This is a genomic window from Rhizobium sp. RU35A (genome assembly GCF_900156005.1).
GTDB lineage: Bacteria > Pseudomonadota > Alphaproteobacteria > Rhizobiales > Rhizobiaceae > Neorhizobium > Neorhizobium straminoryzae.
On the sequence record NZ_FTMR01000006.1, the window covers coordinates 283445 to 307081 of the forward strand.

At 64.9% G+C, this 23637-nt stretch carries 13 protein-coding genes and 1 riboswitch; of the genes, 5 read left to right on the forward strand and 8 right to left on the reverse strand.

Annotated features, from left to right (window positions below):
• Positions 1 to 75: 75 nt before the first annotated feature.
• Positions 76 to 999, forward strand: coding sequence for a polyhydroxybutyrate depolymerase (locus F3H95_RS15605; RefSeq protein ID WP_149746662.1), 924 nt, complete (start codon positions 76 to 78; stop codon positions 997 to 999).
• Between the two features lie 91 nt (positions 1000 to 1090).
• Here F3H95_RS15605 and F3H95_RS15610 read toward each other — a convergent pair whose 3' ends face one another.
• Positions 1091 to 9565, reverse strand: coding sequence for a glucoamylase family protein (locus tag F3H95_RS15610; protein ID WP_149746663.1), 8475 nt, complete (start codon positions 9563 to 9565; stop codon positions 1091 to 1093).
• A gap of 522 nt (positions 9566 to 10087) precedes the next feature.
• Here F3H95_RS15610 and F3H95_RS15615 point away from each other — a divergent pair.
• Positions 10088 to 11251, forward strand: coding sequence for a M20 aminoacylase family protein (locus tag F3H95_RS15615; protein ID WP_149746724.1), 1164 nt, complete (start codon positions 10088 to 10090; stop codon positions 11249 to 11251).
• Positions 11252 to 11309: 58 nt separating this feature from the next.
• Positions 11310 to 12434, forward strand: a complete 1125-nt coding sequence (locus tag F3H95_RS15620; protein WP_149746664.1) for an NAD(P)/FAD-dependent oxidoreductase — start codon at positions 11310 to 11312, stop codon at positions 12432 to 12434.
• A gap of 5 nt (positions 12435 to 12439) precedes the next feature.
• Here F3H95_RS15620 and F3H95_RS15625 read toward each other — a convergent pair whose 3' ends face one another.
• From F3H95_RS15625 to F3H95_RS15635, 3 genes are all read right to left on the reverse strand, one after another.
• Positions 12440 to 13258, reverse strand: a complete 819-nt coding sequence (locus F3H95_RS15625; protein ID WP_149746665.1) for an endonuclease/exonuclease/phosphatase family protein — start codon at positions 13256 to 13258, stop codon at positions 12440 to 12442.
• A 75-nt stretch (positions 13259 to 13333) separates the two neighbouring features.
• Positions 13334 to 14794, reverse strand: a complete 1461-nt coding sequence (gene cls, locus F3H95_RS15630) for a cardiolipin synthase (protein WP_149746666.1) — start codon at positions 14792 to 14794, stop codon at positions 13334 to 13336.
• Between the two features lie 64 nt (positions 14795 to 14858).
• Positions 14859 to 16217 carry an aspartate aminotransferase family protein gene (locus F3H95_RS15635; protein WP_143126304.1) on the reverse strand — a complete coding sequence of 453 codons (1359 nt, stop codon included), beginning with the start codon at positions 16215 to 16217 and terminating at the stop codon, positions 14859 to 14861.
• Positions 16218 to 16425: 208 nt separating this feature from the next.
• Between F3H95_RS15635 and F3H95_RS27645 the strand changes: the two genes are divergently transcribed.
• The gene (locus tag F3H95_RS27645) at positions 16426 to 17544 is read left to right on the forward strand and encodes a methyl-accepting chemotaxis protein (RefSeq protein ID WP_149746667.1); all 1119 of its coding nucleotides are present in this window, start codon (positions 16426 to 16428) and stop codon (positions 17542 to 17544) included.
• A gap of 45 nt (positions 17545 to 17589) precedes the next feature.
• Here the strand turns inward: F3H95_RS27645 and F3H95_RS15645 are convergent, their stop codons facing one another.
• Positions 17590 to 19032 carry a M20 family metallopeptidase gene (locus tag F3H95_RS15645; protein WP_149746668.1) on the reverse strand — a complete coding sequence of 481 codons (1443 nt, stop codon included), beginning with the start codon at positions 19030 to 19032 and terminating at the stop codon, positions 17590 to 17592.
• Positions 19033 to 19114: 82 nt separating this feature from the next.
• On the reverse strand, positions 19115 to 20146 hold the full coding sequence (gene cobD / locus F3H95_RS15650; protein WP_244618028.1) for a threonine-phosphate decarboxylase CobD: 1032 nt from the start codon (positions 20144 to 20146) through the stop codon (positions 19115 to 19117).
• Between the two features lie 31 nt (positions 20147 to 20177).
• On the opposite strand from cobD, the gene cbiB reads away from it, so the two are divergent.
• Positions 20178 to 21149, forward strand: a complete 972-nt coding sequence (gene cbiB / locus F3H95_RS15655; protein WP_149746670.1) for an adenosylcobinamide-phosphate synthase CbiB — start codon at positions 20178 to 20180, stop codon at positions 21147 to 21149.
• Here cbiB and F3H95_RS15660 read toward each other — a convergent pair.
• A complete protein-coding gene (locus F3H95_RS15660) occupies positions 21133 to 22605 on the reverse strand; it encodes a cobyric acid synthase (RefSeq protein WP_149746671.1) in 1473 nt (490 codons plus the stop codon). The two genes, cbiB and F3H95_RS15660, sit on opposite strands and share 17 nt — an antisense overlap.
• A complete protein-coding gene (gene cobO, locus F3H95_RS15665) occupies positions 22605 to 23219 on the reverse strand; it encodes a cob(I)yrinic acid a,c-diamide adenosyltransferase (RefSeq protein ID WP_149746672.1) in 615 nt (204 codons plus the stop codon). Before cobO ends, F3H95_RS15660 begins: the two co-directional genes overlap by 1 nt.
• A gap of 107 nt (positions 23220 to 23326) precedes the next feature.
• A riboswitch (cobalamin riboswitch) is annotated at positions 23327 to 23553 on the forward strand.
• Positions 23554 to 23637: the final 84 nt, after the last annotated feature.

Here is a 23637-nt window from a genome sequence, read left to right on the forward strand (position 1 = left end):
AGCGGCCGGAGGCGACGCTGGGAGGAGCACATGCATCACACCATGAGAAAAACCGCGGCGTCGGGCCTTGTCGCCATGACGAGTCTTTTGGGCATTGCCGGAACGGCCTCGGCCGCCGGCTGCGGCACGCCGCGGGATCCGGGCCGCGCCATGATGGAGATCCGTTCAGGCGACAAGGTCAGGCAGATCGCCTATTTCATCCCGTCCGGCTATGACGGCAGCCGCAAGGTTCCGGTGGTCTTCGATTTCCACGGCAGCACCAGCAGCGCCAACGAGCAGCTGGACCGCAGCGAATGGGAGCGCGTCGCTGAAGCCCAGGGCTTCATCGCGGTGGCGCCGCAGGGCCTGATGCCGGGACAGAAGCCGGACACCTTTTCCTGGAACGTGCCCGGTGTGACCGCCCCCGGCGGGCCGGACGACATGGCCTTCATCCACGATGCGATCAGGGCGGTAGAGGAAACGTTCTGCGTCGACGATACGAAAATTTTCGGCACGGGCTATTCCGGCGGCGGACGCGTGCTTTCGCAATATATCTGCAACGGAACCACGGACTTTGCCGCGGCGGGCTTCGTGGTCGGGCTTCGCGCCGGCTATCCGAAGGAGACGGCGGGCACATGGGCGCCGGACAGCGAGACGTGCAAGCCGGCTCGCCCGCTGTCGCTCATCGCCTTCGCGGGGCGGCAGGACAAGATCAACCCCTTCGACGGCGGCGGCCTGCCCTACTGGCAGTATGGCGCGCAAGCCGCGCTGCAGCGCTGGACGGAACTCGACGGCTGCAAGGGGGAACCGACCGTTACTGAAAACGGGACGGTGCGCACCGTCCGGTATGAGAACTGCGCCGGCAAGGCCCGTATCGTCTCCACCGTGATCAGCGATGGCGGGCACACCTGGCCCTCCTCCACCGCGCTGCTGCGCTACCAGAAGCAGCTCGGCAAGATCTCCTATGCGGTAAACGCCACCGACGCGATCTGGCGCTTCTTCGAAACCGCGGCCCCCTGACGGCAACGCCTTCCTCGCAGGAAACCCTCCACGAAAAAGGCCCCGGATCGATGGATCCGGGGCCTTTCCGTTTGATGGATCGCTCCACCGGTCAGCCGAGGCGGAAGCCGTCCTCGGCCGCCACGGTCGCACCGTTGACGGTGACACGCGCCTCGCCATCCGCCATCTCGACGGCAATCGCATAGGTCTTGTCGTCCAGCGTCAGTTCGGCCGAGAAGCCGCTCCACTCCGTCGGCAGGACCGGACGGATGAAGAGACGGTCACCTTCACGGCGGATGCCAAGAATGCTTTCGACGGCAGCACGGTAGAGCCAGCCGGCAGAACCGGTATACCAGGTCCATCCACCGCGGCCAGTGAGGTCCCCGACGCCGTAGACGTCCGCGGCCACGACATAGGGTTCGACGCGGTAATGGTCTGCAGCCGCGCGATCGAGCGCATGGTTGACCGGGTTCAATAGCTTGAAGGCCTTCCAGGCATCGTCCCCGCGCTTCAGGGCTGCCAGCGCCAGCACGACCCAGATGGCCGCATGCGTATACTGGCCGCCGTTTTCGCGCACGCCCGGAGGATAGGCCTTGATATAGCCGGGGTCCTTCGGGGTGGTGGCAAAGGCCGGCGTGAAGAGGCGAATCAGGCCATCCTGTTCATCGACCAGCTTCTCCATGACCGCATTCATCGCCTGCTGCTGGCGAGCCGGGTCACCTTCGCCGGAGAGCACGCTCCACGACTGGCCGAGCGAGTCGATCGCGCATTCCAGATTGCCATTGGCACCAAGCGGGCCACCATCGTCAAAGTAACCGCGACGATAATAGGTGCCGTCCCAGCCGGCCGTTTCCAGCGCATGCTTCAGCGAAGCCAGATGCGCGGTCCACCGTTCGACGCGTGCCTGATCGGCCCGCTCTTCGGCATAGGGCAGGAAGCGGCGCAGTGCTGCCGCCAGGAACCAGCCCAGCCAGACGCTGGTGCCGCGACCGCCAACGCCGACACGGTTCATGCCGTCGTTCCAGTCGCCGCCGAGGATCAGCGGCAGGCCGTTGGACCCGGTGCGCTTGATGGCGAGGTCGAGCGCACGGGCGGCATGCTCGTAGAGCGAGGCCTGCTCGTCGGTCACGTCAGGCTTGAAGAAGGCATCATGCTGGCCGGCGGTCAGCACCGCACCCTGCAGGAAGGGCGTCGTTTCCTCGAGGATTGCGGCATCGCCGGTCGCCTGGATGTACTGATGCGTCGCATAGGCAAGCCACACCACGTCGTCGGAGATCGAGGTGCGGACACCCGCGCCGGTGCCCGGCAGCCACCAATGCTGCACGTCGCCTTCCTTGAACTGGCGGCTGGCGGCATTGACGATCTGACGGCGGGCAAGATCCGGCTCGTGCATCAGGAAGGCCAGCGTATCCTGCAACTGGTCGCGGAAACCATAGGCACCGGATGACTGGTAGAAGGCCGTGCGCGACAGGATCCGGCAGCCGAGCGCCTGATAGGGCAGCCAGGTGTTGACCATCAGATCCATCGCCTTGTCGGGCGTCGAGATCTTCAGGCGGCCGGTAAATTCCTGCCAGAAGCCGTTGGTGGCCTTCAGCACGCCGTGGAAGGACTGGGCCTTCACCTCGGCGGCAAGCGCTGCGGCCTCCTCGCGGCTGGCGCAGTCACCCATGAAGAAGGTGACCACCTTCTCCTCGCCGGCGGCGATCTCGATGTCCTGGGCAAGAGCCGCGCAGGGCGCGCCATCCGGCTCCAGCGAACCGTTGAGCGCCGAGCGACCCGTTACCGCGGTCGGTGCAGCGATCGTGCCGAAACGACCGATGAAATCGCGGCGGCTGGTGGTGAAGCCGGAGGCCTCGCCATCCAGGCCGAAGAAGGCCGTGCGGCGGTAGTCGATGCTGTAGGGGTTGGTGGCAAACAGCGTGCCCGTCGCCTCGTCCCGAGCGCTCAGGATGAAGGGCTGGGTGCGCTGCGGGTTGTTGCCGAGGATCCATTCCGCATAGCCGTAGACGCGCAGGCGCTTCTTTTCCGTGCCGGTGTTCTTCACGACCAGGCGGGAGAACTTGACCGGACGAATCCGATCCACAGTCTGGGTCAGCGTCAGCGTCACACCCTCATCCTCGGACACGAAGGTCGAGTAGCCGAGGCCATGGCGCGTTTCAAAACGCACCGAGGGACGACGCGACAGCGCGGCAAACGGAGTGGCGACCACGCCCGTCTCGAGATCCGTCACGTAGAAGGCCTCGCCCGGACGGTTGACGACCGGATCGTTCGCCCAAGGCGTCAGCTGGTAATCGCGCGAGTTCTGGCTCCAGGTGAAGCCTGCGCCTTCCGCCGAAATGTGGAAGCCGAAGATCTCGTTGGAGATGACGTTGATCCACGGATGCGGCGTGGCGCCGCCACCGGCCAGCCGGACGACATATTCCTTGCCGTCGTCGGCGAAGCCGCCATAGCCGTTCCAGAACTGCAGGTCGCCCGCATCCGCTTCGACCGGCCGGCCGAAATCCGCTGCCGACAGCAACGCGCGACGGTCCATCTCGGTCTCGACGCCGCGCGGCGCGGAGAAGAGGGCGACGGCGCGTGCCACCTGATCCTCGATCTTGCCGTTGCGGGCATGCAGGACGACGCGCGAGGCGGCAATCAGGGCAGCCCAGGTTGTGTCGTCCATCAGGTCGCGGCGCAGCGCAAATACCTGCTGGCGGCCTTCGGTCTGGCCGAGGCGGCGGATGCTTTCACTGATCTGGTCGATCGCGTGCTGCATGTCCTGCGCATAGGAGGCAGGCTTTTCGTTGACGATGGCCAGATCGATCATCACGCCGCGCGAGCGCAGATATTCCTGCGCCGACAGGGCTTCTTTGACGACTTCCATGTCCATTTCGTCATTGACGCGCAGCGTGAAGATCGGCAGGTCGCCGGAGATCGACAGACCCCAGAGCTGGCGCTGCGAAGCAAGACCGGATTCCACCGTCTGGGCATCGGCGCGCAGATGCATGTCCGGATAGACAAGGTAGCGGCCGAGATGCTGGAAGGCGGCGGCCTGCTGCGAGTTGACGCCGATATGGCGCATCTGCACCTGCACGCGGGTCCAGGCCTGGGTGAGTTCGGTCGCAAACGAGTCCGGGTGGCGATAGCGTTCGATCGCCACGTCCAGTTCCTCGCGGCTCGGCGCCGCAATGGTCCAGAAGATCACGCTGACCTTCTTGCCCGCCGGAACGCGCACGACGCGGCGCAGCGACAGGATCGGATCGAGCGTGAAGCCATCGGTGCCAGAGAGCGTTGCATCCGCATCGAAGGCGGCGGCTTCGGCGAGCGTGCGGCCACGGCCGAGGAAGCGGCGACGGTCGGTCTCGAACTCGGTCGGACGCGAAGCGCCCGCATTGTCGGCCGCCAGATGCGCGATCTGCATGGCCGGTTCGTTCGGGTTGCGCTTGTTGCGCCAGGCGCGGATCACGTCGCCACGGCGGCCGATCTCGGTGCGGACGAACATCCGCGAGAAGACCGGATGCGCATTGTCGTCATCCTCGTTGGCAATCACCGGCTCCAGATAGGAGGTGACTTCGATGAAGCGGTCCTCGGTGCCCGTGTTGAGCAGCGTCAGGCGGCGGCCTTCGGCATCATGCTCGGTGGCGACGATGCATTCGACCGTAGACACGAGCGTGCCGACCGTCTTGTGGAACTCGGCCTTCTCGTCGCTGAAGACGGTCTTGACCTTCTCGCCCTCGATGCGGCGCGGCTCGGCGGTCGTCGACCACCACTGGCCGGTCGCGGTATCGCGCAGGAAGAGGAAGTTGCCCCACCGATCCTCGACCGGATCGGGCTTCCAGCGGGTGACCGCAAGCCCGTTCCAGCGGGAATAGCCGGTGCCGGTTGCCGTCAGCATGGTCGAGTAATGGCCGTTCGAGAGGAAGACCATTTCGCGGTCGCGGCCGGCCGGATCCTGGATGGTGCGGATTTCCGGCCGAAGCAGGTCGGCCTGGCCCTTGCCGGGGGTTTCCGGCTCGTACTTGGAGCCCATCACCGGCACTTCGCGCGGCGCCTTTTCCTGCAGCAGCAGTTCGGCCGCTTCCACCACCGGATCGGCATGGAAGAGTTCGCGCAGCTTGCCGTTGTTGACGACGTTGGCGATGGCCGCAATCGACATGCCATGATGGTGGGCATAGTAGTTGAACACGACGGCGCAGCGCTTGCCTTCCGGAACACGGGTCGGGGTGAAATCGACTGCATCATGGAAGCCGTACTTGCCGAGCGCCCCGACGGCCCGCAGCTTCTGCAGGTTTTCCAGCGCTTCCAGCGGCTTGTACTGGCTGGCGAGGATCGAGGCATAGGGCGCGATGACGGCATTCTGGCCAAGACCGCGCTTCAGGCCAAGCGTCGGCACGCCGAAGTTCGTGTACTGATAGTTATAGTTGTGGTCGCGGGCATTGAAGGCGGCCTCCGAAATCCCCCAGGGGATGTTCAGACGGCGACCATGGTTCATCTGCTCCTCGACGATCAGATTGTTCGTCTGGTTCAGAATACCGCCCTGACGCTCCTGCATGACGAGCGGCGGCATCAGATATTCGAACATCGAGCCGGACCAGGAGATCAGCGCGCCACGCGCACCGATCGGCACGACCTGACGGCCGAGGCGATACCAGTGTTCCGTCGGCAGGTCACCCTTGGCGATGGCAAACAGACTGGTCAGGCGGCATTCAGAGGCCAGAAGGTCGTAGCAGGCCTCGTCGAGGTCGTTGCTTTCGACACGGTAGCCGATCGACAGCAGGCGGCGATCCTTCCGGTAAAGGAAGGTGAAGTCCATCGAAAAGGCCAGATTGCGGGCCCGGTCGCGCAGCTGGATCAGGCGCTGGCGCAGCGGCTCGATGTTGGTCATGTCGAATGTGCTGTCAGCGATATGCGCCTCGCAGGCTGCCACCAGCATTTCCGACCAGCGCGTCACTTCCGTGCTCTGCGCGGAGCTGACCTCATGGTCGAGATTGGTCGACAGCTTCAGGATGTCGCGCGCCAGAACCGCAAGGTTGATGATGCGGATCGAGGCGAATTCGTGCTCGCGCTTGACGGCAGCCAGCGCATTGCCGAAGCCGACGATGCGCTCTTCCAGACGACGACGCAGCGGGCGAACCGTCTTGCGGTCATCCGGCAGGTCTTTCAGCGTCTCGGAGAGGATGCCGGCGACATCGCCGATACCGTCGAGGCTCGCCTGCAGATGCGCCGAGGGCGCTTCCGCCCATTCGCGGCAGGCGGAGGATACGGCGATCAGATGGCCGGCGAGGTTGCCGCTGTCGACAGTCGAGACATAGCGGGGGCCGAGCGTCTGGAGCGTATCGGTGTGGTACCAGTTGAACAGGTGGCCGCGATACTTGTCCATCTTCTCGACGGTCGCGATCGTGTTCTCCAGCCGGTCCAGCGTTTCCTGGAAGCTGATCCAGCCGAAATGCCGGGCCGAGACGGTCGACAGCAGGTAGACACCGATATTGGTCGGGGAGGTCCGCTTGGCGACGATCGGCTCCGGCTTCTCCTGGAAGTTGTCGGGCGGCAGGAAGTTCTGGTCCTCGGTAACGAACGCCTCGTAGTAACGCCAGGTGCGGCGCGAGATCTTGCGCAGCTCGACGGACACGGCCTCCGGAACAAAGAGCGTGTCTTCCGTCTCGGCGGACTGGCTGACATACCAGGCAACCAGCGGCGAGAGCACCCAGAGCAACACGAAGGGCAGGCCGACGAGGAAGGCATTGTCATCCGGCAGCGCGGCGAGCATCAGGCCGAACACGGCCGCGACCGGCGCATGCCACATGGAGCGGTAATAATCCTGCGGGCTGCCCTGCGCAGACGACTGGATGCTGGCGGCGGTGCGCCATTCCAGCATCAGCTTGCGGCTGACGAACAGGCGGTAAAGCGAGCGCACGATCGCATCGATCATCATGAAGGCGGAGTCGGCGATGAAGACAATACGCAGTGCCACCTGGGCATTGGCCGAGCGGATATCCGACCAGACCGAATAGAAATGCGCGCGCGGCACGATGTCGGTGGAGCGCGGCAGGAGGCCGGTGATCAGCGACAGGGTCGGCGCCACGAACAGCGAGAAGATCAGCAGGATCTGCCAGATCAGCGCACCGAGCGGGTCCATGAAGTACCAGCCGAGCACGGAAGACAGGAACCAGGCGATCGGGGTCAGCGAACGACGCAGGTTGTCGACCATCTTCCAGCGGCCGAGCGCGGTGACGCCGCGCATCGGATCGAGGATGTAGGGCAAGAGCTGCCAGTCGCCACGCGCCCAGCGATGCTGGCGCGAGACTTCCACCTCGTAGCGGGTGGGGAAGTCTTCCACCAGCTCGACATCGGTCACGAGCGCGCAGCGTGCGAACGAGCCTTCGAGCAGGTCGTGGCTGAGGATCGCGTTTTCCTCGATGCGGCCGCGCAGCGCCGTCTCGAAGGCGTCGACATGGTAGAGGCCCTTGCCGGTGAAGGAGCCTTCGCCGGTCAGGTCCTGATACACGTCGGAAACGGTGAAGACGTAAGGGTCAATGCCGCGGCTGATCGAATACACGCGCTGGAACACCGAGGCATCCTTGCCGGTGGTGAGCGACGGCGTGACGCGCGGCTGCAACAGCCCGTAACCATGGATCACACGGCCGGAATTCGGGTCGTGCACCGGGCGGTTGATCGGGTGGTGCATCTTGCCGACCAGCTTCGTCACCGCATCGCGCATCAGGCGCGTGTCGGCGTCCAGCGTCATGACATACTGCACGTTGTCCGGCACCGTGTTGGCGCCCGGCATGTAGGTCGTGTCCTTGTCGCCGCGCAGCAAAAGGTTCAATTCGTGCAGCTTGCCGCGCTTGCGCTCCCAGCCCATCCAGACACCTTCGGACGGGTTGAAGAGGCGGCGGCGATGCAGGAGGTAAAAGCGCGTCTTGCCGTCGAACGCATAGCGGGCGCTCAGCAGCGCCACCTCGCGACGGGCATATTCGAGCACTTCGAGATCGGCATCCGTCTGCTCGACCGAGCTGTCACGCCAGTCGCTCAGCAGCGCGAAATAGATCTCGCCATGCGGGTTGGCGAGATAATGGACTTCCAGATTGCGCACCAGTTCATCGACGGTGTCGCGGTTGGTGATCAGGCAGGGCACCACCACCAGGGTGCGGGCGTCTGCCGGAATGCCTTCCTTGAACTCGTAGCCGACCAGGCGCGCGGGCTTCACCACATAGGTGACGAGCGTGTTGAAGAGGCCGGTCGCACCTTCCGAGGCAGGCAGCGAGAACATCAGCAGGAACAGCAGGATGACCGGCGTGCTCATGCCGGCATGGGCGAGGAAGCCGCCAACGATGGCCAGCGCCAGGAAGGTGAAGAACAGAACCGGGATTGCCACCGCAAACCAGTTCATCTTCTGGGCGGTGCGCAGCAGGCGCTGGGCAATGTTCGGCGTATAACCGACACGCTTTTCCAGCTCGGCGCGATACATGCCGGTCAGGAAGGCGCCGACATTGGCCTTGTGCGGATCGGGCTCGGGGGCTGATGCCGCCTCCGAAGCAAGCGCGATGGCCGCACGCGCCACCTCGATTTCCGTCTTGCCGCAATAGCGGGCGATCTTCTCGATGCGGTTGCGGTAGGAGTTGCGCGATCCGAAATCGAGTTCGTTGTAGTCGCTCTGCTCGCGCAGCACCTGGTCGACAAGGCAGACTTCCTCGAACCAGACGCTCCATTCGGTATCATCGATCTCGCGCAGGCTCTTGATGATGTTGCCCATCGTGAGATTGCCGGAGGAGAGGCGGTTCTGCTCCGCCATCATCACTTCTTCGGTGTCGGTGCCGGCCGCCTCAAGGCGCGCTTCCAGCCAGGCGATCGCAAAGGCGGGCGACTGCGAGGCATTGCGGAGGCGATAGAGGAACTGCGTCGAGAAGGTATTGTCTTCCGTCAGCGCCTCGATCTTCTTCAGGATCTCGGCGGACGCCGCCTCGTCGTTCAGCTTGATGATCTCGTCGGCTGCGTCATTGGCCTGCTGGCGCATGCGGCGGGATTTTTCCACGCGAATCGAAATGCGCCGCAGGTTTTCGATCAGCACGAAGCGCAGGAAGGACGGCAGCGCCCAGAGTTCGCCGATTTCCAGCGACTGGTGAACCTGGAACCCTTCCGTCATCGCCGTCAAATTGTCGCGGTTCAGCGTGCTGTGGGTATGGGCAACATAGAGCCAGGCGAGCGCCAGCACGCGGGGCATCTCCATGCCACCGATACGGATGGTCGGCAACTGGCGATAGAACTTCTTCGGGAAATCGCGACGGACTTCCTGGATCGCTTCTTCCACGATGTAGTGGTTGTCGAGCAGCCATTCCGCCGCGGGCGTGATGGTGGCGCCGGCCTCCACATCCTTGGCGGTGGTGCGGTAGACGCGAAGGATTTCCTTCTCGTTTTCCTTGTGCCGCTCGCGGAAATCGAAGGGCATCAGGCCGGGAAGCGTCTGGGCGCCGTCGCGGGCAAGGGCCTCGCCGCAACTGCGCAACTCCTCGGCATTCAGATAGACTGCGCGGATCGCCTCGTTGTGGTCGATCTGCTTGCCTTCCGTTTCACGCGGGGTCTGAGAGGGCGTCTGGTGAAATGACATCGTGGCGGCTTCTAAGAATGAGTGGCACTGTCTTGGCGAAAGGGCGACGGGCAAGGCCCGATCAGGTTCGGCAAAAAGCCTTAAGCGCAAGAAGACGAATGGAGGATGACACCGGATGCGGCCCGCAATGGCCGCCGGATGCGCGAACGGACGAGGAAAACCTGTTCACATGCTTCTCCAATTTTATCATCGCTCGCCTCTATCCCGCCAGGTCTGAATGAAACCTGAACGTAATCAGCCGGTTGAACAGCGCGCAGAACAGCGGAGCCCGGCGCATCGACGCAAGACCCCATGAACGGCAATGAGCGTAAGTCTCCTCAACTTCACTGGTTCCATGACATCATCACAGGCCCGGTTCAAGCGCCATGTTCAAACCGGGGGATCGACGCGGAAAATCGGCAAAAGCCGGGCCCTGCGGCAGGCCGTGACGTAAAGTGACTTAACCCGCACCAGCCCGCCTGCTATGGCTTCAGCTGCCGCCCTCGAGGCGGCTCAATGCCAGACATCGACCGGGGTTTGCCGATGACGATCCAGTTTTCCAACTACCTTCCCGACCTTGTCGCCACCCGGCGCTTCCTCCACCAGAACCCGGAACTCGGGCTCTCCGAATTCAAGACCTCGGATTTCATTGCCGAGCAACTGACCGCCATGGGCTATGAGGTCACCCGCGGGCTTGGCCAGACGGGCCTCGTCGCGACCCTGAAGAATGGCAGCAGCGATCGCGCGATCGGCATCCGCGCCGATATCGACGCCCTGCCGATTTTGGAGGAAACCGGCCTCGATCACGCCAGCCAGACGCCCGGCCTGATGCATGCCTGCGGCCATGACGGACACACCGCGATCCTGCTCGGCGCTGCGCGCGCACTCGCCGAGCGGCGCAATTTCGACGGCACGCTGAACCTGATCTTCCAGCCAGCCGAGGAAAATTTCGCCGGCGCCAAGCTGATGATGGATGACGGCCTGTTCCAGCGTTTCCCCTGCGATGCGGTGTTCGGCCTGCACAACGACCCGGCCATTCCCTTCGGCAAGATCGCCGTCAAGGAAGGCCCGATGATGGCGGCGGCCGATGAATGCCTGATCGTCGTCAACGGTCGCGGCGGCCACGGCGCCGAGCCTCAGGACGCCCGCGACCCGATCGTCTGCGGCGCGAGCATCATCATGGCGCTGCAGACCATCGTTTCGCGCAACCTGCATGCCATGGACCAGGCGGTGATCACTGTCGGCGCCTTCAATTCCGGCAAGGCGAGCAATGTGATCCCCGAGCGGGCCGAGATGGCGATCACGGTGCGCTCCTTCGATCCGGCCGTGCGCGACACGCTGGAACGGCGCATCCGCGAGGTGGCGGAAGGTCAGGCGGCAAGCTACGGCATGGGCGTCACGATCACCTACGAGCGCGGTTACGAGCCGACGATCAACCACAAGGCCGAAACGGATTTCGTGCGCCGGCTGGCCGGCCGCGTGGTCGGCGACAGCAATGTGATCGATCTCGCCCGTCCCTCGATGGGCAGCGAGGATTTTGCCTTCATGCTGGCGGAACGCCCCGGCACCTATTTCCTGCTCGGCACCGGCAAGACCGACAACGATCCGCCGCTGCATCATCCGCGCTTCGACTTCAACGACGATGCGCTGCCGATCGGGGTGTCGATGTGGGTCGAGATCGCCGAGGAATGGCTGAAGCCCGCCTGAACCCGCTCTTTTCGCAGAACGGGTTCAGTCTGGACGGAAGGCAAAGCGGAGGAAAGCCATGGCGGATGTCGATGCCGTCGTCATCGGAGCCGGCGTCGTCGGGCTGGCGGCTGCGCGCGAACTTTCGCTGGCTGGCGCCTCCGTGCTGGTCCTCGAGGAGGCGGGCGCCATCGGCACCGGCACCTCCTCGCGCAACAGCGAGGTCATCCATGCCGGGCTCTACTATCCGAAGGGCAGCCTGAAGGCCCGGCTCTGCGTCGAAGGTCGCGAAAGGCTCTATGATTTCTGCCTGAGCCATGGCGTGGAGCATCGCCGCGCCGGCAAGCTGGTCGTGGCGAGCGATCCCGGCGAACTGCAGGCGCTCGCGAACCTCAAGCAGAAGGGCGAGGCGAATGGCTGCACGGATCTGCGGCTGCTGACGCGCGTCGAAGCGGAAGCACTGGAGCCGGCGCTTGCCTGCGTCGGCGCCCTTCTGTCGCCCTCAACCGGCATCATCGACAGCCACGGTCTGATGTTGGCGCTACAGGGCGCTGCGGAGGAGAACGGTACGGCGATTGCCTTTCATGCCCCCTTCCTCTCGTCGCGCCGCATCCACGACGGTTTTGTGGTGCAGGCCGGCGGCGCCGAACCGCTGGAGCTTTCCACCACGATGATCGTCAATGCCGCCGGCCTCGCCGCCTCGCAGGTGGCGCGGACCATTGACGGACTGCCGGTAGAGACGATTCCGGAGACTCGCTATGCCAGGGGCAACTACTTCCTGCTTACCGGCCGGGCGCCGTTTGACCATCTTATCTACCCGGCGCCGCACACCCACGGGCTCGGCGTGCATCTGACGCTCGATCTGGGTGGACAGGCCCGCTTCGGGCCGGATGTCGAATGGATCGATACCATCGACTACCAGGTGCGGCCGGAGCGCGTGGCCGGCTTTGCCGAGGCGATCCGCCGCTACTGGCCGGATCTGCCGGACGATGCGCTGGCACCCGGCTATAGCGGCATCCGCCCGAAAATCTGCGGACCGGACGATCCGGCAGCGGATTTCCGTATCGACGGGCCGGAGGTGCATGGCGTGCCGGGACTGGTCAATCTCTACGGCATCGAAAGCCCGGGGCTGACAGCCTCGCTGGCGATTGCCCGCGAAATCGGCGACCGGCTTCTGCCGGACCGGCGCACACAGGCCGCCTGACAGGCCTAACCGCTTTCGGTAAACCGCAGCCTCGCCTTGATCGGCAGATGGTCGGAGGCGACGCGGGCAAGGGCGGTATCATGCACCTTGACCTCGCCAAGCAGGCCCGGCCGGTTGCTGATGATGCGGTCGAGCGCCAGCACCGGCAGGCGCGAGGGGAAGCTCGGCACAGCCGGCGGCATGCCGCGGAACATCGGCGCGAGCGAATGCAGCGCGGAACGGTCGCCCAGCCGCCATTCGTTGAGATCGCCCATCAGCAGCGTCGGCGCGTCGCCGCGCCCGGAGAGAATGTCGAGGATCATGCGCGCCTGCTGCTGGCGCGAGCGGTTGAGGAGGCCGAGATGGGCGGCGATGACCCGCAGCATCCGCCCGTCCTGCATGTCGAGTTCGGTGATGAGCGCACCGCGCGGCTCCAGCCCCGGCAGCTTCACCTGATGCACGTCGCGCACCGCGCCCTGCCGGAAGAACAGCACATTGCCATGCCAGCCATGCGCCTTGGCGACGCCTGACAGCGGCACCGGCTGCAAGCCCGTCTCGCGCTCCACCCAGGTAAGGTCCAGCAGGCCGCGCCGTTCGCCGAACCGGGTATCGGCCTCCTGCAGGGCGAGAAGATCCGGGCCGATCTCGCGGATCACCTGGGCAATGCGGCCGGGATCGAAGCGCCCGTCGACACCGACGCATTTGTGAACATTGTAGGAGGCGACCAGCAGCGAGGCATCCGCCCGGCCCTCCTCATCGTCGCCGAGGCCCGAGCCGCGCTGCCTGCGATTGCGTAGCGAGTGCAGAATGTTGGCCCGAAGAGTCGGATTCGTCAGTTGCGTCATGCCGTGGGCCAGAATGTCATCGCAGTCATCATGATCAGACTATAGCGCCTCGCGGCAGGGCTTCCAGAGCCTGCATCAAAGATAGGGTGAGCCGAGCCAGAGAATGCGGTCGATCAGGCGCAGCGCGAAAGGCCGGGCCCTCAACGCCTCCAGCGTCACCGGTGTGGCGGTCTTCAGCATCCGATCGGTGCGTTCCTCCAGCAGGCGGGCGAAATCGAGATCGTAAACCTCGACATCGACCTCGAAATTGAGGCGCAGCGAGCGCGGATCGAGATTGGAGGACCCGATATAGGCCCAGCGTCCATCCACCACCAGAAGCTTGGAATGGTTGAACGGACCATTGGCACGCCAGATGCGGCAATCGCCCTTCAACACCTGATCGAACTGCGCAGTCATGGCGCGATCCACCAGTGTCAGATTGTTGGAAGCTGGCACGATGATATCGACAGAGACCCCGCGCCGGGCGGCCGTCGCCAGCGCCGCGATCAGTTCGCGATCCGGCAGGAAATAGGGCGAGACGATGCGGATCGAGGTGCGGGCGACGGAAAAGGCGCCCATCAGGATCTGCTGGTTGGCTTCGAGGCTGCGATCCGGGCCAGACGCCACCGCACGCGCCAGCATGGGGCTGCCGGGGCGGGTGGCGGGCGTTGCGATCTGCCAGGCCTCGCCGGACAGCAGTTCACCGCTCACGAAGCGCCAGTCCTCGGCCGCCACCGAAAAGAGATCGGCGACCACCGGGCCCGTCAGCCGGAAATGCGTATCGATGGCATGGACGACACCGGCATCATCGCGGGCGAAATCCTCCCGGATGTTCATGCCGCCGGTGAAGGCGACATGGCCATCCACCACCAGGATCTTGCGGTGGGTGCGCAGGTTCGCATAGGGCAGGCGCAGGCCCATGATGACATTGCCGTTGAAGACATCCACCGTGACGCCGCCTTCGGCCAGCAGGCCAAGCACGCTCGGCACCGAATAGCGGGCGCCGACGGCATCGATCAGCACCCGCACCGCCACGCCACGCTTCACCGCCTCCGCCAGCGCTGTGGCAAAGCGGCGGCCGATGCGGTCACGGTCGAAGATATAGGTTTCGAGCAGGATGCTGCGCCTGGCCCCGGCAATCGCCTGCAGCATGGCCTCATAGGCCGCATCGCCGCCATCCAGAATCTCGATCGTGTTGCCGGTGGTGAGGAAATAGCGGTTGACCCTGTCGCCCAGCGTCTTCATCGCCAGGAACCGCCGGCCGAACTGGGCGGCAACCGCTGCATCTTCCGCGTCGAACACCTCGATATGATCGACAAAGGCATCGCCGAGCAGCTGGCGCTGGTTGCCGAGCGCGCTGCGGCGCATGCGGTTGATGCCGGCGATCAGATAGAGCAGCGCGCCGATGATCGGCGACAGCAGGATGACGCCGACCCAGCCGACGGCAGAGCGCACCTCTTCCTTGGTCATCGTGACGTGAATGGCTGCGGGCACTCCCATCAGAACGGAAAGTGCAAAGACAATGTGCGGCCAGTAGTGGGCAATAAGATCCAGCATCGGCTGGAATATAGGGCCCATCGCGGCGGGCGCAATCAGGCACCCGCCGCGATGAAGAAGAAGATCAGGCGACCTTCAGCTGCGCCTGGAACTGGTCGAGCGAGGCTTCGAAGATATCGAACATCGCGCCCACCTGCTGTTCCGTGATGATCAGCGGCGGGCAGAGCGCCAGCGAATCGCCGATGGCACGCGAGAACAGGCCGTTTTCCTGCATCACGGCCGCAAGCTTCGGACCGAGCTGGCCGGTGGCAAAACCCTCGCGGGGGGCAAGCTCGAGCGCGCCGATCAGACCGATGCCACGCGCCTCGATCGCCAGCGGATGGCTCTCCAGCGCCTTGAAGCGCGACTGGAACAGCGGCGCCAGCGCCTGCACATTGCCGAGCAGGTTGCGCTCCTCGATGATCGCGAGGTTTTCGAGCGCGACGGCGGCGGCGACCGGATGGCCGGAGCCGGTATAGCCATGGCCGAAAGTGCCGATGCGGCCGGATTCCTCGGCGATCGGCTGGTAGACGCGGTCGTTGATCAGCAGCGCCGAGATCGGCTGGTAAGAAGACGACAACTGCTTGGAGACGGTGATGATGTCCGGCTCCAGCCCCATGGTGGTGGTGCCGAACATTTCGCCGGTGCGCCCGAAGCCGCAGATCACCTCGTCGGCGATCAGCAGGATGTCATGCTTCTTCAGCACCGCCTGGATCGCCTGCCAGTAACCGGCCGGCGGCACGATGACGCCACCGGCGCCCATCACAGGCTCACCGATGAAAGCGGCGATGGTCTCGGCCCCTTCCCGTTCAATCAGCGCTTCGAGATCGGCCGCGCAGCGGGCCACGAAAGCGGCCTCATCCTCGCCTTCCTGCGCAAAGGCGCGGAAATGCGGACAGTTGGTGTGAAAGATCCCCGGCAGCGGCAGGTCGAAGGAGCGATGGTTGTTCGGCAGGCCCGTCAGGCTGGCGCTTGCCAGGGTGACGCCGTGATAGCCCTTGATGCGGGAAATGATCTTCTTCTTTTCCGGCTTGCCGAGCGCGTTCGAGCGGTACCAGATCATCTTGATCGCGGTGTCGTTGGCCTCGGAACCGGAATTGGTGAAATAGGCCTTGGACATCGGCACCGGCGCCATCCGGATCAGCTTTTCCGCCAGATCGACCGCCGGCCCGTGCGTGCGGGCGCTGAAGGTGTGGTAATAGGGAAGCGTTTCCAGCTGCCGGCGCGCGGCCTCGACCAGCCGCTGCTCACCGAAGCCGACGGCAACGCTCCAGAGACCGGCCATACCCTCGATATAGCGCTTTCCGCTGGCGTCATAGACATAGATGCCTTCGCCGCGCTCGATTGCCAGCGCCCCGTCGCGCTCCAGCGCCTTCGCATTGGTATAGGAATGCAGATGATAGGCCCTGTCGCGGCCTTCGATGGAATTCGGCTGGATCGTCATGGGGCTTCCTGCGATATCTTGAGGGTGAAATTTCGCGATCTGCGATCGCAATATCACGATCTCGGAGCAAACGAAAGCACTGCTTCGGCCTGTCCCGAAATGTAACTCCTGAGAAAATTTTTTTACAAAAATCTAACCCTGCCCTGAGAAGATTGCGACAGACTATCGAAAAATCCAGAAGCAAAGCCGCCATCCGGGGAACCATGTCATGACAAGCGCCAGAAGCCTTGCCACAACCCAACCGCAGATCCCTGCCACGCCGCGCTCCATGCGCGTGGTGACGGACGGGATCAGCATAGACCTGCAGCGGTTCAGCGCCGACAACACGCATGTGGTCAAGCAGATCAAGCTTCTGGCCATCAACGCGCTGATCGAGGCCGCACGCGCCGGCGAGACGGGCAAGGGCTTTGCCGTCGTTGCCAACGAGGTACAGCGGCTGGCGCAGGTGGCGACGGACATTTCGGGACGTTTCGAAAGCAATGTGCTCGGCCGCATCGGGCTCAGCCGCACCATGGCCGACCAGCTGGTGACCGAAATGGAAGGCGTGCGCCTGACCGACCTTGCCCAGACGCTCGTGCAGCTGATCGTGCGCAATCTTTTCGAACGCACGGCCGACGTGCGCTGGTGGGCAACCGACCCGGCGCTCTGGGAGGCGCTGCAGGCCCCCTCGCCGGACAAGGCCGCCTATGCCGCCACCCGGCTTGGCGTCATCAACCGCTTCTACACGGTCTACCACGATCTGGTGATGACCGACCTCTCCGGCCGCATCATCGCCTCCTCCAACCCCGCCCATCAGCGGCGTCTCGTCGGACGTTCGCTGGCCGGCGATCCGTGGTTTGAGGCCGCCGCCCGCTGTGCCTCAGGCGATGAGTACATCGTCGACGAGGTCAAGGAGAGTCCGCTGCACGAGGGCCATCACGTGCTGGTCTATGCCACCGGCATCCGCGAAGGCGGGCGCGGCGACGGGCGCCTCCTCGGCACGCTCGGCGTCTATTTCGACTGGCAGAACCAGGGTCATGCCATCGTGGAGAAGGAAGCGAACCTGCCGGAACAGCAGGCCGGCCGCACCACGGTGATGCTGCTCGACGAAAAGGCGAGGGTGATTGCCTGCAACCGGCCGGAGCGGCTGTTCACCCATTTTGCGCTGAAGGTGGAAGGCGGCCGCCAGAAGGGCAGCTATTACAACGAGCAGGGCGCCATCGTCGCCTATGCGCGAACCCTCGGCTACGAGGATTATGACGGGCTTGGCTGGTACGGTGTCGTGGTGCAGGAGACCGAAAGCGACGAGGCAATCCGCGGCCAGCTCGACCTGCGCGCCAGCCGCTGATCTCTTTGGTCGTCGCCTGTCAGCCTCGACAGGCCGGGAAGCCCGTTACCGGGCCCGGCGTCGCCCGCCCATGGCCTCGACCGGCGGCTCCGTGCCTTCCGGGATCGGGCTGCGATAGGCCTGGCCCTTCAGCCGGCGCTTGAGATCAACCCAGGCGGCCTGCCGCAGCTGTTCGCTCTGCAGGGCGGCAAGACCGGTAGCAGCCATGGCCTTGGCGGTCGCGATCATGCCCTTGTGGGCGATGCCGCTCTTGCCCTGCGCAACCACCTGCCAGGTGTGCAGCTGCGTGCCGATGGCCAGCGTCGGACCATAGGCCTGCACCGTCGGCACCACCCAGCTGACATCGGCCACATCCGTCGAACCGCCCATCTGGCGCACCTCATTATGAGCCGGCAGGATGAAATCGGCGAGCGGAATATCGCGCTCCTCCAGCCGCTCCTGCGCCCAGCTGGCGGCAATGTCCTCCGGGCTCAGGGTCGCGCGGATCGCCTCGGCAAAGGCGATATCCTTCGCGTCGAAATCGGGTGCGCCCATGCTCTGCCAGATGTCCTGCATCACCTCCATCAGCGGCGTGTTGACGATGAGGTTGGAGACGCCGGAAAGGATCTTGTGCTCCATCTTCGTCTCGGTCATCAGGGCGGCACCCTCGGCCACCTTCTTCACCCGCTCGATCAGGGAGAACAGGCCGGAAAGTTCCGGCGCGCGCACCACATAGCGCACCTTGGCATGTGCCTGCACAACGTTCGGGGAAATGCCGCCGGCATCGAGCAGCGCATAATGGATGCGGCATTCCTGGTGCATGTGCTCACGCAGATAGTTTACGCCGACATTCATCAGTTCGACAGCATCGAGCGCGCTGCGGCCAAGCTCGGGGCTGGCGGCCGCATGCGAGGCGCGGCCTGTAAAGGTGAAATCGATGCGACAATTGGCAAGCGACGTTTCCCGCTGCACGCCGGCAAAATTGCTCGGATGCCAGCAGATGGCGATATCGACATCCTCGAAGGCGCCGGAGCGCACCATGAAGGCTTTTGCCGCACCGCCCTCTTCCGCCGGGCAGCCGTAGTAGCGCACGCGGCCGGGCATGCCGGTCGCCTCCAGCCAGTCCTTCAGTGCGGTGGCGGCCAGCAGCGAGGCGGAACCCAGGAGATTGTGGCCGCAGCCATGGCCGTTGGCCCCGGCCTTCAGTGGCTCGTGATGGGCAAGGCCCGCCTTCTGGCTGAGCCCCGCCAGCGCATCATATTCGCCGAGAAAGGCGATCACCGGGCCGCCCTCGCCCGCCTCGCCGATCAGCGCGGTCGGAATGTCGGCGACGTTTTCGGTGATGCGAAAACCCTGCGCTTCCAGCATTTCCCGATGTGCGGCCGCCGATTCCTCTTCCATGTAGCAGGTTTCCGGGGTCGCCCAGACCCGGTCCGCCAATTCGGTGAACACCTCCCGCTTTCTGTCGACCGCATCGAAGATTTCGGGAAGGTTGCTGCTCATGGACATCGGATTTCACCTGCATGCGACAATCATGGATGGCCCGGACCCTATCCCAGCAGCGACAGAATGCAAACCTTTCTTGCAGGCTTCAACAATGCCAGTTTTCTGAGCAGAGGGCGGTTTCCAGCCGTTTCCACTCCTGCGTCCGTGGCAGCCCGACCCGCAGACAATCCGGCCGCTCGGCAAAGCGGCGCACCAGAATGCCCGCCTGCCCCAGATGCTCGAACAGGGCACCAGCGCGCGGGTGGCGCAGATAGCGAAACAGCGGCGTGCCGCCGCACACGGCAAACCCGGCCCCGGCCAGCAGAGCATCGAGCCGCGCTGCCTCCTGCGAAAGCTGCACGCGCATCCCCGCCTGCCAGACGCGGTCAGACAGCGCCTCCAGGCCGATGGAGAGCGTCGGGCCGGGGATCGCCCAGGGCCCGAGATGCGCGCAAAGCCGCTCAGCGACAGGGGGGGCTGCCACGGCAAAGCCGAGGCGAACGCCGGCCAGCCCATAGAACTTGCCGAAGGAGCGCAGCACGGCGATCCCCTCATCCACCGCGCCTGCGACCGAAGCCTGCGGATCGATCACATCGAGAAAGGCCTCGTCCACGACCAGCAGCCCGCCCTTTGCCGCAAGATGCCGGCCGAGCGCCAGCAGGTCATCACGTGCGACGATGCGCCCGTCCGGATTGTTCGGATTGACGACGATGGCGAGATCCGCCGCCTGGAGAGCGGAAAGATCCGCCGTTTCGTGAACCGCAAAGCCGGCAAGGCGCGCCATATGTGCATGCTCGGCATAGGTCGGCGAGAGGATCGCGGCCCGCTTGCCGCCCGCCGCAGTGCGGCCGAAGACCGCCTCGATCAGCAGCGGCAACAGGATCTGCGTGCCGGGAGCGGCCGCCAGATGCGCCGGCGAGGGCGCGCCGTAGAGATCTGCCGCGCATGCCTTCAGGCGCGCAAGATCGGCGGGTTCCGGCAGGCGGGAGAAAGCGGTGGCCGCCGGCGGCGAAAAAGGATAGGCGTGCGGATTGATGCCGGTGGAGAGATCGATCCACGGCGCCGGCGCCTGCGGAAACAGCTGTTCCGCACGGCGAAGGTTGCCGCCATGCTCGATCGCGCCTCCGGACACAGTCATCCGCCTCTCCTGCAGCTTGTCAGTCCCGCCCATGGCCCTCTCTCTCGCCTTCCTGGCTCTCGTTATTGAACGGCTTCTCGGTTATCCGCAATGGCTGGTCGATCGCATCGGCCATCCGGTGATCTGGATCGGCCGGCTGATCGGGGCTCTGGAAACCCGCTTCAACCGGCTGGACCAGTCCTTCGCGCGTCGCAAGGCTCTGGGTGTCGCAACCTTCATCGTCCTTCTGACGGTTACGGGCACGGCGGCGACCGTGATCGAGAGCGCGCTTCTGTGGCTGCCGCTCGGCATCCTCGTCGTCGCCCTCTTCTCGTCCAGCCTGCTCGCCCAGAAAAGTCTGGAGGACCATGTGCGGGCGGTCGCCGACGCGCTGGAGAGCGGCGGACTTACCGCGGGTCGCAAGGCCGTTTCGATGATCGTCGGGCGCGATCCCGACCAGCTGGACGAGGCGGGCGTGTGCCGCGCCGCCATCGAAAGCCTTGCGGAAAACTTTTCCGACGGCATCACCGCCCCGGCCGTCTGGCTCGGCCTGCTCGGCTTGCCAGGCGGAGCGCTCTACAAGGCGACCAACACCGCCGACAGCATGATCGGCCACAGGAATGCGCGCTACGGCGCCTATGGCTGGGCGGCGGCCCGTTTCGACGATCTCGTCAACCTGCCCGCCTCGCGCCTTACCGCGCTTCTGTTCATCGCGGCGGCCGCCATGACGCCCGGTGCTGCGCCGCGAGCGGCCTGGCAGGCCGTGCGCCGTGATGCGGGAAAGCACAAATCCCCCAATGCCGGCTGGCCGGAGGCCGCGATGGCCGGCGCGCTCGGCCTCGGTCTTGCCGGTCCGCGCGTCTATGGCGGCGTGCTGGTGGACGATCACGTGATGGGGGAAGGGGGCCGCCGCGAGGCGACAGCCATCGACATCCGCCGCGCGCTTACGCTTTCCCGCACCGCCGACCAGCTGCTGATCATCCTGTTCGGCCTGCTCGCCGTCGGCTTTATCGTGCTAGTCTGAACAGGCGATCGAGATCGAGATGCCGCTCCATATGGGCGGCCAGACGGTCCAGCACCGCCTCGACGCCCGCTTCGTAATCAAGCCGCGAGGCCTCGCCGCCCAGCCGCGTCAACCAGGCGGAACGCTGGCGGTCATCGGCAAACAGGCCATGCACATAGGTGCCGCTGATAAGGCCGGATGGCGCCGTCGCCCCCTCCGGCCGCCCCGCCACGCGGGCAAAGGCCCGGGCACAATCCGGACCGGAGGTTTCGCCGACATGCATTTCATAGCCGGCGAAGGAATTTCCGTCGGCCGTCTCGCCCGTTACCGCCTCCAGCCGCTTGTCGCCGGTCAGGCGCGTCTCGACATCGAGAAGGCCAAGGCCCGTCTCGATGGCGCCGGCGGGGCCCTCGATCCCGTCCGGATCCGCGACGGTTTTGCCCAGCATCTGGTAACCGCCGCAGAGGCCGAGCACCGGCTTTCCCCGCCGAACATGCGCGGCGATATCGATATCGAAGCCCGCCGCCTTCAGCGCCTGAAGATCGGCGATCGTCGCCTTCGATCCGAGCAGCAGCACGAGATCGGCATCAGCCGGCAGCACGCCACCCGGACGCACCCGGACAAGTTCCACATCCGGCTCGGCATCCAGCGGATCGAGATCGTCGAAGTTGGAGACATGCGGCAGGATCGGCACGGCAATGCGGATTTTTGCGCCGGGCTTGGCGACCGGGGCGGAATTCAGCGCCAGCGCATCCTCGGCCGGAAGCCGCACAGCCTCTGCAAAATGCGGCAGCAGACCGATCGGCGACCAGCCGGTAAAGCCCTCGATCATCCGCATGCCCTCGGCAAACAGGGCCGGATCGCCGCGAAAGCGGTTGACGATGAAGCCGCGGATCATCGCCGCGTCCTCACGCTCCAGCACCAGCTTCGTGCCGGCGAGACTGGCGATCACACCGCCGCGGTCGATATCGCCGATCAGCACCACCGGCACATCGGCGGCACGGGCAAAGCCCATATTGGCGATGTCGTTGCGGCGAAGATTGACCTCGGAGGCGCTGCCGGCACCTTCCACCAGCACCAGATCCGCCTGCGCCCGAAGCCGGTCAAAGCTCTCGAGAACGCGCGGCATCAGGCGGGCCTTGATCTCCTGATATTCGGCAGCCTTCGCATTGCCCTCCACCCGGCCCTGCACGACGAGCTGGGCACCGACCTCGCTTTGCGGCTTCAGCAGCACCGGGTTCATGTGGACGGACAGGGCGGCGCGCGCCGCGCGGGCCTGCAGCGCCTGCGCCCGGCCGATCTCGCCGCCATCTTCGGTGACGGCGGCATTGTTCGACATGTTCTGTGGCTTGAAGGGCAGCACCTTCAGACCGCGCAAGGTAAAGGCACGCGCCAGCCCCGCCACCACCAGCGACTTGCCGACATCCGAGCCGGTGCCCTGGAACATCAGCGCCTTGGCAACCCTGCCCGTCTCCATCAGAATTCGATTCCCGCCTGAGCCTTCACGCCCGCCTTGAAGTGATGCTTCACCAGCGTCATCTCGGTCACCATGTCGGCGGCCTCGATGAGGGCGGGTTTGGCATTGCGGCCGGTAACGATCACGTGCAGGTCTTCGCGGCGGGCGGCAAGATCGGCGATCACCCGGTTAAGATCGAGATAGTCGTAGCGCAAGGCGATGTTGAGTTCGTCGAGGATGACGAGCCCGACATCCGGCAGCGCCATCATCTCCCTCGCCTTCTCCCAGGCTCGCCCGGCCGCGGCCACGTCGCGCTTCAGGTCCTGCGTGTCCCAGGTAAAGCCTTCGCCCATGGTGTGCCAGATCACCCGCTCGCCGAAGGCCTCCAGGGCCACGCGCTCGCCGGTATCCCAGGCGCCCTTGATGAACTGCACCACCGCGACCTTTCGTCCGTGCCCCAGCATGCGCAGCGCCAGCCCGAAGGCGGCGGTGGACTTGCCCTTGCCCGGTCCGGTGTTGATGATCAGGAGACCCTTTTCGAGGGTCTTTGAGGCCACTTCGGCATCCTGAACCGCCTTGCGGTTCTCCATCTTACGCCGATGACGGTCCGCCTCGCGCTCGTCGATCTCCTTCATCGGCCACACCTCTCCTTGCGTTTCGTCCTGCATTTTCATCGCGAGCGGCGGACTATAGTCGAATGGAAGCGCGCGGCAATGCGCCATTGACACACGGTTCTGCAAGCGCATAGTGAATCCGCAACGGTCTTTTCCCGGCAACGGGGAAAGCTAAGAGGGAACGTGGTGCGGCAATCCTCGCCAAAACCACGGCTGCCCCCGCAACTGTAAGCGGCTTCCGCCCGAACGGGCGGGACGCCCGACGCACCAGGCCACTGAGGCAGACGCTTCGGGAAGGCGGCGTTCGGGCGAGGACCCGCGAGCCAGGAGACCTGCCGTTGAGGAAGACAAGTCCAGCCGGGCGGGGTGCTCCGGCAGGGACCTTACCGAACCATGCGGCATTTCCCCGCCATGGGCGCACCCCTCTATGACGAACACC

What these genes read in the sequence shown, in the direction of transcription:
- F3H95_RS15605 (WP_149746662.1), top strand. Translation starts at nt 76, where the DNA reads ATGACGAGTCTTTTGGGCATTGCCGGAACGGCCTCGGCCGCCGGCTGC.
- F3H95_RS15610 (WP_149746663.1), bottom strand. Translation starts at nt 9,565, where the DNA reads ATGTCATTTCACCAGACGCCCTCTCAGACCCCGCGTGAAACGGAAGGC.
- F3H95_RS15615 (WP_149746724.1), top strand. Translation starts at nt 10,088, where the DNA reads ATGACGATCCAGTTTTCCAACTACCTTCCCGACCTTGTCGCCACCCGG.
- F3H95_RS15620 (WP_149746664.1), top strand. Translation starts at nt 11,310, where the DNA reads ATGGCGGATGTCGATGCCGTCGTCATCGGAGCCGGCGTCGTCGGGCTG.
- F3H95_RS15625 (WP_149746665.1), bottom strand. Translation starts at nt 13,258, where the DNA reads ATGACGCAACTGACGAATCCGACTCTTCGGGCCAACATTCTGCACTCG.
- cls (WP_149746666.1), bottom strand. Translation starts at nt 14,794, where the DNA reads ATGCTGGATCTTATTGCCCACTACTGGCCGCACATTGTCTTTGCACTT.
- F3H95_RS15635 (WP_143126304.1), bottom strand. Translation starts at nt 16,217, where the DNA reads ATGACGATCCAGCCGAATTCCATCGAAGGCCGCGACAGGGCCTATCAT.
- F3H95_RS27645 (WP_149746667.1), top strand. Translation starts at nt 16,426, where the DNA reads ATGACAAGCGCCAGAAGCCTTGCCACAACCCAACCGCAGATCCCTGCC.
- F3H95_RS15645 (WP_149746668.1), bottom strand. Translation starts at nt 19,032, where the DNA reads ATGTCCATGAGCAGCAACCTTCCCGAAATCTTCGATGCGGTCGACAGA.
- cobD (WP_244618028.1), bottom strand. Translation starts at nt 20,146, where the DNA reads ATGACTGTGTCCGGAGGCGCGATCGAGCATGGCGGCAACCTTCGCCGT.
- cbiB (WP_149746670.1), top strand. Translation starts at nt 20,178, where the DNA reads ATGGCCCTCTCTCTCGCCTTCCTGGCTCTCGTTATTGAACGGCTTCTC.
- F3H95_RS15660 (WP_149746671.1), bottom strand. Translation starts at nt 22,605, where the DNA reads ATGGAGACGGGCAGGGTTGCCAAGGCGCTGATGTTCCAGGGCACCGGC.
- cobO (WP_149746672.1), bottom strand. Translation starts at nt 23,219, where the DNA reads ATGAAGGAGATCGACGAGCGCGAGGCGGACCGTCATCGGCGTAAGATG.